Here is a 13,994-nt window from a genome sequence, read left to right as displayed (position 1 = left end):
TCTGCCGGACGGTGCTTATCTTGCAGCCAGGGCGGTATTAAATAGAGGTCAACGGTCGATGAACAGGCCGTGAGACTAGAAATTCCAATCTGTAAGACCGTTATGATCCTTGCCCGGCTGGATGTGATGCAGTCGCCGTAATAAATGGCTGGTACCGTCCGGCTCGCGGACAAATGGCAGGAATGACCCGAGAGGAAAGACAATCATGATTTTGCAAGAAACCTATACTCTGTCGAACGATGTCAAGATCCCAAAGCTCGCACTTGGCACATGGATGATCGAGGATGGCGAAGTGGCTGAAGCAGTCAAAACCGCTGTCAAACTGGGCTATCGCCACATTGATACCGCGCAGGCCTATGCCAACGAACGTGGCGTTGGAGAAGGTATCCGTGAGTGTGGGGTTGCCCGCGACGAGCTCTTTTTGACAACCAAGCTGGATGCATCCCATAAGAACTATGCTGATGCAAAGGCCGCCATTGATGGGTCGCTGAAGACATTGGGCTTGGATTATATCGACCTGATGATCATTCACAGCCCGCAGCCTTGGGGTGATTTTGCCGGTGAAGACCGCTATTTCGAAGGCAACCTGGAAGCATGGCGTGCTCTGGAAGAAGCCTATGAAGCTGGCAAGATTCGCGCTATTGGCGTTTCCAACTTCGAGAAAGCTGATCTGGACAACCTGCTTGATAACGCCAAGATCAAGCCGATGATCAACCAGGTGCTGGCGCATGTATCCAACACCCCGTTTGATCTGATCGACTATACACAGAGCAAGGGTATTCAGGTCGAAGCCTATTCCCCTGTGGCGCATGGCAAGATTCTGGACAACGAAAAAATCGGCGAAATGGCCGAGAAATATGGCGTCAGCATTCCGCAGCTCTGCATTCGCTACTGCCTGGAACTGGGCCTTCTGCCTCTGCCGAAAACCGCAAATCCGGACCATATGAAGTCCAACGCTGATGTGAATTTCGAGATTTCCGCAGACGACATGGAAATCCTGAAAAACATCGAGCGCATCAAGGACTATGGCGACGCCAGCATGTTCCCGGTCTTTGGCGGCAAAATGTAAGCCAACGGCTTTCTAACAGATCAATAAAGGGGCGCTTGCGCCCCTTTATTTTTGGCAACTTGCGCAGAAGAAGGTAGAGCGACCACTCTGGGTGATCCGTTCGATTGTGCCACCACAGCCTTCTTTGGTGCAAGCATCGCCCTCCCGGTCATAGGCCTTGAAGCGATGCTGGAAATAGCCAAGGCTGCCGTCCGCTCGTGTGTGATCGCGCAAGGTGGAGCCGCCGGCTGCGATAGCTTCGGCGATGGTTGCGCGGATCTCCTCGGTCAGTAATGCAAGCTTTGCCGAAGGCCTTCCCGTTTTGGTGACGAGTGTTCCCGCACTCCGCCGGGGATCGAGGCCGGAGCGGAACAGCGCTTCGCATACATAGATATTGCCCAGTCCGGCAATGATATGTTGATCGAGCAACGCCGATTTTAACGGCGTCTTCTTGCCGGCAAATTTCTCTGCCAGATAATCAGCGCTCAAGGCATTGCCCACCGGCTCCACCCCCAACTTGGCAAAATAGGGATGTTCGGCCAGCGTCACACGGGCGATGAGATCAAAGAAGCCGAAGCGACGCGGATCATTATAGAGGATCGACGTGCCAGAAGAGAGATGCAACACCACATGATCATGCTGGGGCCGTTTGCCCCGGGCAAGATGAAAGCTTTCCTCGGCGATGAGATGCTGTTCTTCCTCACTGACCACGCGGAAAGATCCGGACATACCCAGATGCATGACCAACACCATGCCATCATCCAGATCGGCCAGCAGATACTTGGCACGCCGTCCCAGCCCCACGACCTGACGACCGGCAAGGCGGTCAGCCAATTGGTCCGGAAAAGGGAATCTGAGATTTTCACGGCGCACTTCGGCCCGCTCGATTGTGGCATTCTCGAGCACCGGCTGCAGGCCGAGCCGTACGGTTTCCACCTCTGGCAATTCTGGCATAACGCTATCTCACATAAGATCCTTGAGCGCCTCGATGCAGGCGTCAAGATCGGCTTCATTATTGTAATAATGTGGCGAAATGCGCAGCATGACGGGTAAATTTCTGCGCTCGGCATCCAGCAAAGAGCTGCCCGGGCGCGTCATGCCAATGGCGATGCCATGATTGCGCAGGCTCTCAACGGCATGTTGGGGCTCGAGACCATCAATGGTGAAGCTGATGATGGCGCATTTCTCAGCTCCCAGATCCATGATGCTGCAACCGGGCAGAAGGGCCAGCTTTGTGCGCAGGGAATCAGCCAACCACCAAGCCCTTTGCTGGATCGCTTCGAGGCCGATGTCCATGGCATAGTCGCAGGCTACCTTGAGCCCTGCACGCAAGGCGTAGCTGTTTTCCCATGTTTCGAATCGGCGGGCATCGTCTCGAACGGCATAGCGGCTGCTGTCGACCAGGGGCGCGGAGAAATGATCAAGGACGGCTGGTTCCAGACTTTCCAGCCATTTTTCCCGAATATAGAGGAATCCGGTGCCGCGCGGACCGCGCAGAAATTTTCGTCCTGTGGCGGAAAGGAAGTCGCAATTGAGCACCTCGACATCCACCGGCATCTGCCCCACGGCCTGACAGGCATCCAGCAAATAGGGCACACCGTGCTTTTTGGCGATTTCCCCAACGGCGGCAGCCGGATTCACCAGACCGCCATTGGTTGGCACCCAAGTGATGGTGATCAATGCCGTTTTCTCGCAAATCAGCTTCTCAAGGGCCACCAGATCCAGCGCCCCGGATTCGTCATTGGGAACGATGTCGATTTCGATCCCGTCCTTTTTCTGGCGATGCAGATAGGCAACATAATTGGCCGCATATTCGGCCTGACAGGTGATGATGCGATCTCCGGCCCCAAGTGGGAGAGCATAAAAGGCCTGACACCATGCAGCTGTCGCATTCTCCATGATGGCGATCTCGCGGGGTTTTGCACCGATCAGACGCGCAACCGAGTTGTATGTCGCATCCAGCATGGCTGTCTCATGGGCGTGGGCTTCATAACCGCCAATTCTGGCTTCAAGATCAAGATAGGCCATCACCGCATCGACAACCGGCTGCGGAGCGAGTGCCGAGCCGCAGGCCATCAGGTGAATGCCATGGGTGAGTCCCGGCGTTTCCTTGCGTATTTTCTCAATATCCATGGAAGGCCCCCAAGAAGAGACAAAAGGAAAAGTCACCCTATCAATGGAACGAAAGCAACACAAGAAAAGCCGTTTGGAAACATGGTATTTGAGAAAAAGATGGGCTATTGTCCGGCGGAAAAGAAATGACAATCGCTCCCCGACAGGGTCGAGCGCAGGAAGTGGATCATGGCGGCACAAAACAAAGAACGCACGGAAAAAGTCACGGAAATGGCCACTTCTTTCGGCTTCGAGCAAGTGGGCGAGGGAGAGAAGCAGACGCGGGTCGACGAGGTCTTCCACCATGTTGCCGATCGCTATGATGTAATGAACGACCTGATGAGTGGGGGAATGCACCGGCTCTGGAAGGATGCCTTTGTTGCGTGGCTCAATCCGCCGCAGGGTGGGCGGGTTCCCTTTAAGCTGCTTGATGTGGCTGGTGGCACGGGGGATATTTCTTTCCGCGTCGTCGAGCGTTCGCGCAAGAATGCCCACTGCACAGTGTTTGATATCAATGGTTCCATGCTTGGCGTGGGCAAGGATCGGGCCAAGGAAAATGGTCTCATCAGCAATCTCGAATTTGTTGAAGGCAACGCAGAAGAGCTGCCTTTCGAGGATAACAGCTTTGACGCCTATACCATCGCCTATGGCATCCGCAATGTGCCACGCATCGACAAGGCACTCAGCGAAGCGTATCGCGTGTTGAAGCGGGGGGGCCGCTTCATGTGTCTTGAATTTTCCAACGTCGACATGCCGCTGCTCGACAAGGCCTATGATCTATTCTCTTTCAACGCCATTCCCGCCATCGGCGATGCCGTCACGGGCGACAGGGAAGGCTATGAGTATTTTGTCCAGTCGATCCGCAAGTTCCCCAATAAGGAACGCTTCAAGATGATGGTCGAGGATGCCGAATTCCAGCAGGTGAGCTATCGGAACCTGTCTGGTGGCATCACCGCCATGCATTCGGGCTGGAAGCTTTAAGGATCGGAAAAGACAATTATGATTGGTGCGTCATCTGCTCTGCTTCGCCTTGTGCATACGGGCTATATTCTGGCTCGTGAAGGTGTCTTTTCTATCGTCGAGCCACCGGCAGACCTGCCGACAGCCCCCCGCGTTGCCTTGGCCTTTCTCAAGCTGTTCGAGCGTAAAAATGCCTCTGCCCGCAACAAGGGCGAACGCCTGAGTGCTGCACTCAACCGGCTGGGGCCATCCTATGTTAAGATGGGCCAGTTTCTGGCAACCCGTCCCGATCTGGTCGGGCCTGAACTGGCCGAGGCGCTGGCCACATTGCAAGACCGTGTGCCTGCCTTCAGTATGCAGGAAGCGCGCAAAGCGGTTGAAGATGCCTTGGGCAAACCGGTTGAAGCACTGTTTGAAAGCTTCTCAGAACCCATTGCCGCCGCCTCCATTGCGCAGGTGCACAAGGCCTCCTTCGTGGATGCCAGCGGCGAGCGACAGGATGTGGCCGTCAAGATCCTGCGACCGAAGATCGCCCAGCGATTTCAGGATGATCTGGCGGGCTTCTATCTGGCAGCCCGTCTGATCGAAGCCGTGCATGCACCGTCCCGTCGCCTCAAGCCGGTTGGTGTGGTGGACACGCTGGCCCAATCCATCCGTCTGGAAATGGATTTTCGCCTCGAAGCAGCCGCCATGAGCGAAATGGCCGAAAATTGCGCTGAAGATGATGATTTCCGCGTACCGACGATCTATTGGGCCAAGTCGGAAAAATCCGTCATGACCATGGAATGGATTGATGGAATCAAGCTCAATGATCTGGAAGCGCTAAAGGCCTCCGGCCATGATCTGAGTGCGCTCGGGCGCACTGTGATCCAGTCTTTCCTGCGTCATGCCCTGCGGGACGGCTTTTTCCATGCAGACATGCATCCGGGCAATCTGTTTCTCGGCAGTGATGGCAAGCTGGTGGCTGTCGATTTCGGCATCATGGGGCGGCTTGGCATGAAGGAACAGCGCTTTCTTGCCGAAATTCTCTATGGCTTCATCAAGCGTGATTATCGCCGTGTCTCCATGGTTCATTTCGAAGCGGGCTATGTGCCTTCCACGCAGGATGTCGATACCTTTGCTCAAGCCCTACGGTCCATCGGTGAGCCGATTCATGGGCGCGATTCTGCTGAGATTTCCATGGCTGGCCTGTTGCAACAACTGTTTGAATTCACCGAGCTGTTTGGTATGGCAACCCGCACGGAACTGATTCTGCTGCAAAAGACCATGGTCGTGGCCGAAGGGGTTGCGCGCATGCTCGACGACAGCCTCAATCTCTGGAACACCTCTGAACCGGTGGTCAAAAGCTGGATGGAAAAGAATCTCGGCCCTGTTGCCAAGGCCAAGGAAATGGCCGAAGGCCTGTCGGTGCTGGGCACGCTTTCCGCTCAATTGCCCGAGATGGCGCGTCGTGCCGAACGCCTATCCAGCAGCTTTGACGAGATGGGCCGTGACGGTCTTCGTCTTGATGCCGAAACGGTGGCCGCTATCGGACAGGCCGAAGCCCGCAAGGGCCGTACAGGGCGTCTCGCGCTCTGGGTGATCGCCATTGCCCTTGCTGCCATAGCCATTCGTATTTGGAGTTAGGATAGGAGAGATCATCATGCTTGAAAACAAGCGCGTCCTGCTCGTCATTTCCGGCGGCATAGCCGCCTTCAAGGCGCTGGATATCATCCGCCTTCTTTTGAAAGAGGGCGCCGGTGTTCAAGTCATCATGACCAAAGCGGCGACCGAATTCGTTGCGCCGCTGACCATCGCCACGCTCACGGGCAAACCGGTGTTGACCGATTTGTTCGACCTGACGCGGGAGAGCGAGATCGGACATATCGAATTGTCCCGCGCCGCAGATCTGGTGGTCGTTGCACCTGCCACCGCCAATCTGATTGCCAAGATGGCCAACGGCATCGCTGATGATCTGCCCAGCACCATGCTGTTGGCAACAGACAAGCCGGTGCTCGTCGCTCCGGCCATGAATGTGCGTATGTGGTACCATCCCGCGACCCAGCGCAATCTTGCCACCATGCAAGAAGACGGCCAGCATTTTGTCGGTCCGGCAGTGGGCATGATGGCCTGCAATGAAGAAGGCCCCGGTCGCCTTAGCGAGCCGGAAGACATTCTTCTCGCCATAAAGGCGCTGCTGGACGACAGCCCCAAACCGCTGGCAGGCAGGCATGTGCTCATCACGGCAGGCCCCACGCATGAACCGATTGATCCGGTGCGCTATATCGCCAATCGCTCTTCGGGCAAACAGGGCTATGCCCTTGCAACTGCCGCGAGGGATGCTGGCGCACGGGTGACCCTCGTTTCGGGCCCTGTGGCGCTTGAGCCGCCAAGGGGTGTGGAAATCATCAGGGTAGAGACTGCACGGGAGATGAAAGCGGCGGTGAGTGCTGCGCTGCCGGCTGATATCGCGATCATGGCAGCTGCGGTCGCCGATTGGCATGTAACCAATCAGGGAGCCGAGAAAATCAAGAAGCAGGCTGATGGTAGCTTTCCTGCGCTGCAGTTCGAGGAAAATCCCGATATTGCCCGCTTTGTCGGCACCCATCCGGACAAAAGGCCCAAGCTCGTTGTCGGCTTTGCCGCCGAAACGCAGGATCTGGAGGCCAACGCAGCCAGGAAGCTCACCAAAAAGGGTGTCGACTGGATCATCGCCAACGATGTATCTCCTCAGACCGGCATCATGGGCGGCGATCATAACATGATCAAGATAATCCGTTCCGATAGCATTGAGGCGTGGCAGGACATGAGCAAGCAGGATGTTGCCAGCCGCCTTATCGCGCGCCTTAGCGAAGCCCTCGAAGAGAGCATCGAAATCTGAGGGCAGCCTGTACCTTGGTCTGGCAATGCCCCTTTGGTCATGCTGTTTAACATAGAGAGACGCACATGAATGATGTGAGATTCAAACGACTGCCGGAAAATCCGGATCTGCCGCTTCCCTCTTATGCGACGCCCGGTGCTGCGGGCATGGACATGCGCGCCTGTTTGCCTGAAGGGCCTGTGACGATCGAGCCGGGTCGGATTGCGCTCATTCCGACCGGATTTGCCGTGGAGCTGCCTCCGGCAACGGAAATGCAGATCAGGCCCCGCTCAGGTTTGGCAACCAAGCATGGTCTTCTCGTGCCCAACAGCCCCGGCACGGTGGATGAAGATTATCGCGGACCCATCAAGATCGCGCTTCTGAACGCAGGGCCGGACGCCTACACCATCAATCATGCAGACCGGATTGCTCAGGCCGTGATCGCCGATGTGCGCCGGCCACGCATCATCGAAGTAACGACGCTGAGCGATACCGAGCGCGGGGCGGGCGGTTTCGGCTCCACCGGCATCAAGGACTAGCCTTTTCGCACCAATAGCGCCGTACTGGATCGGCTTGGCGGAATTGGCGCAGAAAAAAGGCCGGGCGGGGTCCGCTCGGCCACGTATCTCATGCATCCTCTGATGCTTAGGACATGATCAGACCACCATCGATATTGATGGTCTGTCCCGTGATATAGGATGCATCCTCGCTGGCGAGGAAGGCCACGGCATTGGCGATGTCTTTGCCTTCTCCGGCATATTGCATCGGAATGCCCTGTACCCATTCGGCCATCAGCTCGCCCGGGCCATATTCGCCCAGCATGCTACCCCAGACACGGTCATTATAGTCCCACATGTCGGTCTTGATGATACCCGGGCAGATGGCGTTGACATTGATCTTTTCAAGCGCCACTTCCTTGGCAAGGCTCTGGGTTAGGCCCATGACGCCGAATTTGGAGGCTGCGTAATGCGGCGTGTAGATAAAGCCTTCACGCGCCTGACCGGATGCTGTGTTGACCAGCTTGCCGCCCTTGCCATGCTTGCGCATGCGCTTGATGGCTTCCTGACAGGCAAGGAAACAGCCGGTGGTGTTGACGGCTAGCGTCTTGGTCCATTCTTCGTAGGAAACGTCCTCGATCTTGGAGATGTAAATCACGCCGGCATTCTGAATGCCGATATTGATTTCACCGAAGGCTTCTTCGGCGGCATCATAAAGCTTGACGATTTCCTCTGGTTTGGTGACATCACACAAGGCAGGGATCACATTATAGCCTTTGCCGGACAGTTCGGCTGCGGCTTCCTTGACCTGATCTTCAAAGGAAGCGATCACGACATTTGCGCCTTCTTCGGCAAACTTGGTCGCAATTGCGAAACCGATTCCCTTGTTTCCTCCGGTGATCACGGTGGTTTTGCCTTCAAACCGTTTCATTTTATTCTCCCATTGCTTTCTAGCTGCTTGGGCCTGTCTCCTCCAGAAGGCGGCAAGCCGTGAAATTGTCTGTAATCAGAACATCGAGACAACCAGTTTTCAGGGCTCCGTGAATGGCTTCGGTCTTGCTCTCTCCTCCAGCAAGGGCGATGACCCGGTCTACTTTGGCCAGATCCTCAAGGGGCATGCCGATAACGCGTTCATCCAGTGGGGTCTTGATTACTTTTCCGTCACGATCGAAGAAGCGTAGGCTCATATCGCCAACAGCTCCCGCCTCGGTCAGCTCAGCCAACTCGTTGGGGGAGAAAGTGTTGCCGCTTCGAGCCAGCATGGCAGAGGGTTCCGTGGCACCGATCCCGACGATTGCCAACGTGATTTTGTTGAACAACTCCATTGTTTCCCTGACATAGGGATCTCCCAGAAGCACCAGCTTAGCCTCGCGAGACTGGGCAACGCCCGGGGCCGTTAGCAAGCGTGCTTCGGCTCCAGTCAGGCGCGCAAGTCGCGATGTCAACTGGGTTGCGTGTGTCTGCACTGTCGGATCACCCATACCACCCAAGGTCTGCACCACATACTTGGCAAGGCCCGAACGCATGGGGTGGATATTGTCCACCATGCGCAGGATCGTCTCACTCCAGCTGGAAACCCCGATCACTTCGTCCTTTTGAAGGGACACCTCGAGAAAATGCGCAGCCGATTCGCCGATTCTGTCCATGATCGTGCTTTGGCGATCTTCCGACGCTTCCACGACAATGGCTTCAGACAGTCCATATTTCTGGCGCAGCCCGTCTTCCAGTTCCACAAAGGTGCCAGAAGGAGCAACGATTGTTGTTCTTACAATTTCCTCTTCCTGTGCTTTCTTGAGCAATCTTGAAATGGTTGCCTGAGAAATACGCAAATGCTTTGCTATGTCTGCCTGTCTACGGCCTTCCACATGGTATAGCTGAGCTACACGAGCGATAAGCCGCAGTTCGTTTACTCTTGCCAAAGTGGCATCCTCCAATTCAGGGTTGATCGCGCGCGATACTATCCTGAAAGGTTTCAGATTCAAAGAAGCGTTCGTTCAATGGCCATTTGCCATTTGGAAAGCTCTTCCTTGCGTCTGTCACTTGCCATTTTTGGCTGAATTTCCTGCCCATGCTGCCCAAGGGCACTGATAGCATCCAGGTCTGCCCAGAAGCCTGTCGCCAGACCCGCCAGATAGGCCGCTCCCTGCGCCGAGGCCTCGGTGCTTTCGCCCTGAATGACCGAATGATCGATGTAATCGGCGACCATGCCCATGAGGAATGGATTCTGGCTCGGACCGCCGTCCACAAACAGCTTGCCGATGCCATGACCTGAATTGGCCAGAATGATCTTGAAGACATCCTGTACCTGAAAAGCGATGCTTTCTGCTGCGGCGCGTGCCACATGGGCTTTGCCGCTGGCAAAGGAGAGGCCGCACATCAGGCCGCGTGCCGTCGAATTCCAATGGGGTGCTCCCAACCCGACATGGGCCGGAACCAGCACAACGCCTTGGGTATCCTCAACTGTTTGGGCCAGATCGAGCAGTTCCGTGACATCCTTCTGCCCCAAAAGCTCCGCCGTCCAGGGCAGAATGGATGCGCTCACCAATATGTTGCCCTCAAAGGCATAAGTCGGCGTGCCGTTGCGCGCCCATGCGATGGTGGTGGTCACCCCGCGTGGCGGCACGACAAATTCCGGCATCGTGGTCATCACCGATGAGCCCGTGCCAAAGGTTACCTTGCCATCGCCCAAGCCATAGGCGCCATGGCCGAACAGCGCTGCATGCGAATCGCCAATGGCTGAGGCGACCGGAATACCGTCAGGCAATCCGGGCACGCCGGTCGTATGAGTGAATATGTGCGAGGAATCCTGCACTTCGGGCAATACGGCCTTGGGCACGCCGAAGAGCTCGCACAGAGTATCGTCCCAGCAGGTTTCGGAAATGTTGAAGAGTTGGGTTCGTGCCGCATTGGATGCATCGCACTGGTGCAAACTGCCACCGGAAAAATTCCAGATCAGCCAGGAATCGACCGTGCCGATGCAGATCTCTTCCGGTGCTTTGTCCTTGCCGCAATTGTCCAGCAGCCAGCGCACCTTGGTAGCCGGGAAGAGCGGATCGAGCGGCAGGCCGGTGCGTTTGATGACTTCGTCTTCATGACCGGCCGCCTTCAGGCGCTCGCAGGCGTCCGAGGTGCGGCGACATTGCCAAGTGACAACCGGCCCCAGAGCCTTGCCTGTGGTCCGGTCCCAAGCGAGAACCGATTCGCGCTGGTTGGATATGCCAATGGCTTCCAACGCGACGTCCGGACCCGCTGCGAGACAATCGGCAATGGCCTTCAGGGTGCTGGTCCAGATGGTCTCAGCATCCTGTTCAACCCAACCGGACTGGGGATGGTTGATCGGCACAGGGCAGGAGCCCCTGGCAAGAATGTCTCCGGTTTTGGAAACCAGAATTGCCTTGCTGTTTGTCGTGCCTTCGTCAATGGCCAATATTGCCCTTTGCATCGCGTCCTCCTCGGACCCTGCTGTCCGGTTCTCCTCCCGTGCAGGGTCTGTCATCTGAGTCTTGGTTTCCAGAGGGAAACTCAGGCTTTCTTCTTTTTGATCAGCTCTTTGGCACTGGCCGCAAGCCCTTCAGGAGCCATCCCGAATTCATCCAGCAGGAAGCTGGCCGTACCAGTGGGTACAAAAATGCCGGGAACGCCGAGCCGTGTCATGGGAACTGGCACAGTCTCCACAACTACTTCGGCAACCGAGCTGCCCAATCCGCCAAAGATGGTGTGTTCTTCGCACGTCAGGATCGCGCCGGTCTCGCTAGCTGCTGCAATAATGGCGTCGCGATCAATGGGGCGAACGGTCGCCATATTGAGAACGCGAGCGGAAATGCCCTCGGCTGCCAGCAATTCGGCCGCTTTCACGGCGCGCACCGAAAGAATGCCATTGGCAATCAGCGTCACATCGCTACCCTCTTTGAGGGTGACGGCCTTGCCGAGCTCGAACTTGTAGTCGGCAGGGAGCAGATCTGGCACACCTTCCCGAGAAAGGCGCAGGAAGATCGGCCCCGTGGTTTCGGCGGCATAGGCAACCGCTGCTGCGGTTTCAATCGAATCACATGGGGCAACGATCGGCACATTGGGGATGGCACGGACCCACGCGAAATCTTCGGTGGAGTGGTGTGTCGGGCCAAGGGGGCCATAAGCCATGCCCGAGCTGATGCCGACCAGCTTCACATTGGTATTGGAATAGGCCACATCCGCCTTGATCTGCTCAAGGGCCCGTCCGGTCAGGAAGCAGGCCGCGCCGCAAACAAACGGAATCTTGCCGCCATTGGCCAGACCGGCGCCAACGCCGATCATATTCTGTTCGGCGATTCCGACATTGACCAGACGCTCTGGATATTTGTCCTTGAAGCCATTCAGCTTGGAAGACCCGACAGAATCGTTGCAAACGGCGACAATTTCCTGATTGGTCGCAGCCATGCCTTCAAGGGTCTGGGTGAAGGCATCTCGGCAATCGTGGAGTTTTGCTTCTGACAAATTGCTCATGATACGGCCTCCTCCAGCTCGGCCATGGCCTGTTTATATTGGTCTGCGTCAGGAACTTTGTGATGCCAGGCCACATTGTCGGACATGAAGGAAATGCCGTTGCCCTTGTTGGTGTGAGCGACGATGCATCTCGGTTTGCCCGGAACCACCTTGCTGGCGTCCAGCGCGGCGCAGATTTCTTCCATGTCATTGCCGTTGATTTCCTCGACAGCCCAGCCAAAGGCTTCAAGCTTGGGAGGAAGAGGGGCAATATTGTTCGTGTCTGCAAGACGAGCGCCCTGTTGCAGGCGGTTGTGGTCGATAATGAGGGTCAGATTGTCCAGTCCGAACTGGGCTGCGGCCATAATGGCTTCCCAGTTACTGCCTTCCTGCATTTCGCCGTCGCCGGTGATCACCACCGTGCGCCATGTATCCCCGCTGAGCTTGGCCGCTTTTGCCATGCCAACTGCGATTGGCAAGCCATGCCCCAGAGGGCCGGTGTTGGTTTCAACGCCCGGAACCTTGTTGCGGTTGGGGTGGCCATTGAGGCGTGAATGCGGCTTCAGGAAAGTGGAAATCTCTTCTGGATCGATAAATCCCCGTTTTGAGAGCGTGACATAGAGGGCAAGTGCAGCATGGCCCTTGCTGAGAATGAATCTGTCCCGTTTGGGATCGGTCGGGTTCTTTGGATCTACATTCAGAATGCGGAAATAGAGAGCTGTGAGGAGATCCGTTACCGACATTTCACCGCCGATATGCCCCGCGCCCGCTTCAAAGACAGCCCGCAAATCTCGCTGACGAATGTCATTGGCCATCTTTTTCAGTTCTAAGATATCCATGATTGGCTCCCTGAATAAATATTCTATTATAAATTAAAATGCATTTCAGAATCTGTGTCAAGAATTTTGTTTGGGATGATTGTGCTAAACTTTAGACTAAATAACGATTATCTCTTGTGTTTCACGTGTTTTTCATTGACATTGAATCTGTGATCAGATATGAAATTATTATCAACACTGAATATTTATGCAGTTTAAGGAAAATGGGAGGAATTGCTGTCATGATTTCAGTAGCACGGGGGCGTACATCCTCACCGTCTGTCTCAAGCCTGTTTTCTTTAGGTGGGGCAACTGGACCTCTTATCGGACTTCTATTGCTTTGCGCCTTTCTCAGCTTTGCGACGGATTCCTTCTTCACAGCGCGCAATCTTCTGAACGTTCTCGACCAGATCACGGTGCTCGGGATCATGGCCGTGGGCATGACCTTTGTCATTCTTATTGGCGGTATCGATCTGTCCGTTGGTTCAATCCTGGCTCTGTCCATGATGGTCATGGGCTATCTATCCAATGAATTGGGCATAGCGCTGCCATTGGCAATTGTTATTGCCCTGTTTGCGTCAGCCGCAGCCGGAGCAGTGACTGGGTTGCTGATTACGGAATTCAGCGTTCCAGCCTTCATTTCCACGCTTGCCATGATGTCGGTCGCGCGCGGTCTGGCCAATATGATTACAGATGGTCAGCAGATCGTCGGGTTTCCGGGCTGGTTCAACCTGCTGGCAATCATTCGCCATGGCGGCTTTCTGACCGTGACTGTCGGCTTGATGCTGATTGTCTTTGCCGCCGGATGGATATTCCTGCGCAACACCACGGGCGGTCGCTGCCTTTATGCAATCGGTGGCAATCAGGAAGTGGCGCGTCTGGCCGGTATCAATGTGCGTCTATCCACCATCCTCGTCTACATCACTTCGGCGGTTCTTTCCGGCCTTGCAGGTATCGTACTGGCCGCAAGGCTTGACTCGGTTCAGCCAAGCTCGGGTGTTTCCTACGAGCTGGATACGATTGCTGCCGTGGTTATCGGCGGCGCGAGCCTCAGCGGTGGTACCGGCGGCATAGCCGGAACGGTGATCGGTGTGCTGGTGATTGGTGTCTTGCGCAACGGCCTCAATCTGCTGGGGGTCTCTCCCTTCACGCAGCAGGTGGTTATCGGGGTCGTGATTGCTTTGGCAGTGGCTGCCGAAGTGCTCAAGAAAAAGAAGGGATAGGAATTTGGCATCGTGCCAAAAATGGTGGTGAGCACG

The 13,994-nt window shown here is 55.8% G+C and carries 13 protein-coding genes; 6 read left to right on the top strand and 7 right to left on the bottom strand.

The annotated features are described in order from the left end of the window. Positions 1–205: 205 nt before the first annotated feature. A complete protein-coding gene (locus ACKPCT_RS17495; protein WP_090072443.1) occupies positions 206–1,069 on the top strand; it encodes an aldo/keto reductase in 864 nt (287 codons plus the stop codon). Between the two features lie 45 nt (positions 1,070–1,114). Here ACKPCT_RS17495 and mutM read toward each other — a convergent pair whose 3' ends face one another. Both mutM and ACKPCT_RS17485 read right to left on the bottom strand, forming a co-directional pair. Next, a complete protein-coding gene (gene mutM / locus ACKPCT_RS17490) occupies positions 1,115–2,002 on the bottom strand; it encodes a bifunctional DNA-formamidopyrimidine glycosylase/DNA-(apurinic or apyrimidinic site) lyase (RefSeq protein WP_319567526.1) in 888 nt (295 codons plus the stop codon). Between the two features lie 9 nt (positions 2,003–2,011). Then, complete coding sequence (locus tag ACKPCT_RS17485) at positions 2,012–3,181, bottom strand: aminotransferase class V-fold PLP-dependent enzyme (RefSeq protein ID WP_319567525.1); 1,170 nt, start codon at positions 3,179–3,181, stop codon at positions 2,012–2,014. 168 nt (positions 3,182–3,349) lie between these two features. Here ACKPCT_RS17485 and ubiE point away from each other — a divergent pair, with 168 nt between their 5' ends. The 4 genes from ubiE to dut all read left to right on the top strand — a co-directional run bounded on the left by ubiE (position 3,350) and on the right by dut (position 7,498). Continuing rightward, positions 3,350–4,141 (top strand): bifunctional demethylmenaquinone methyltransferase/2-methoxy-6-polyprenyl-1,4-benzoquinol methylase UbiE, encoded by a 792-nt coding sequence (gene ubiE, locus ACKPCT_RS17480; RefSeq protein WP_090072449.1) that lies wholly within the window; start codon positions 3,350–3,352, stop codon positions 4,139–4,141. A gap of 18 nt (positions 4,142–4,159) precedes the next feature. Next, positions 4,160–5,746, top strand: a complete 1,587-nt coding sequence (ubiB, locus tag ACKPCT_RS17475) for a 2-polyprenylphenol 6-hydroxylase (RefSeq protein WP_319567524.1) — start codon at positions 4,160–4,162, stop codon at positions 5,744–5,746. A gap of 16 nt (positions 5,747–5,762) precedes the next feature. Next, on the top strand, positions 5,763–6,980 hold the full coding sequence (gene coaBC, locus ACKPCT_RS17470) for a bifunctional phosphopantothenoylcysteine decarboxylase/phosphopantothenate--cysteine ligase CoaBC (protein WP_319567523.1): 1,218 nt from the start codon (positions 5,763–5,765) through the stop codon (positions 6,978–6,980). 65 nt (positions 6,981–7,045) lie between these two features. Beyond that, on the top strand, positions 7,046–7,498 hold the full coding sequence (gene dut / locus ACKPCT_RS17465; protein WP_319514831.1) for a dUTP diphosphatase: 453 nt from the start codon (positions 7,046–7,048) through the stop codon (positions 7,496–7,498). A gap of 106 nt (positions 7,499–7,604) precedes the next feature. Here the strand turns inward: dut and ACKPCT_RS17460 are convergent, their stop codons facing one another. From ACKPCT_RS17460 to ACKPCT_RS17440, 5 genes are all read right to left on the bottom strand, one after another. Then, positions 7,605–8,387: an SDR family oxidoreductase gene (locus ACKPCT_RS17460; RefSeq protein WP_090072457.1), complete on the bottom strand. Its 783-nt coding sequence runs from the start codon at positions 8,385–8,387 to the stop codon at positions 7,605–7,607. Positions 8,388–8,406: 19 nt separating this feature from the next. Continuing rightward, positions 8,407–9,375: a sugar-binding transcriptional regulator gene (locus ACKPCT_RS17455; RefSeq protein ID WP_090072700.1), complete on the bottom strand. Its 969-nt coding sequence runs from the start codon at positions 9,373–9,375 to the stop codon at positions 8,407–8,409. Positions 9,376–9,434: 59 nt separating this feature from the next. After that, on the bottom strand, positions 9,435–10,898 hold the full coding sequence (locus ACKPCT_RS17450) for an FGGY family carbohydrate kinase (RefSeq protein ID WP_407652496.1): 1,464 nt from the start codon (positions 10,896–10,898) through the stop codon (positions 9,435–9,437). A gap of 80 nt (positions 10,899–10,978) precedes the next feature. Next, complete coding sequence (locus ACKPCT_RS17445) at positions 10,979–11,938, bottom strand: transketolase family protein (protein ID WP_407062719.1); 960 nt, start codon at positions 11,936–11,938, stop codon at positions 10,979–10,981. Further along, complete coding sequence (locus tag ACKPCT_RS17440) at positions 11,935–12,756, bottom strand: transketolase (protein ID WP_090072463.1); 822 nt, start codon at positions 12,754–12,756, stop codon at positions 11,935–11,937. The genes ACKPCT_RS17445 and ACKPCT_RS17440 overlap by 4 nt, the downstream gene beginning before the upstream one ends. Before the next feature lie 221 nt (positions 12,757–12,977). Between ACKPCT_RS17440 and ACKPCT_RS17435 the strand changes: the two genes are divergently transcribed. Next, a complete protein-coding gene (locus ACKPCT_RS17435) occupies positions 12,978–13,958 on the top strand; it encodes an ABC transporter permease (protein WP_319567521.1) in 981 nt (326 codons plus the stop codon). The last annotated feature ends 36 nt before the right edge of the window (positions 13,959–13,994 follow it).

The organism is Cohaesibacter marisflavi (genome assembly GCF_963665895.2).
Taxonomy (GTDB): domain Bacteria; phylum Pseudomonadota; class Alphaproteobacteria; order Rhizobiales; family Cohaesibacteraceae; genus Cohaesibacter; species Cohaesibacter marisflavi.
Note: the sequence above shows the minus strand (reverse complement) of the source record. Positions and strands in the feature narration are given on the sequence as shown.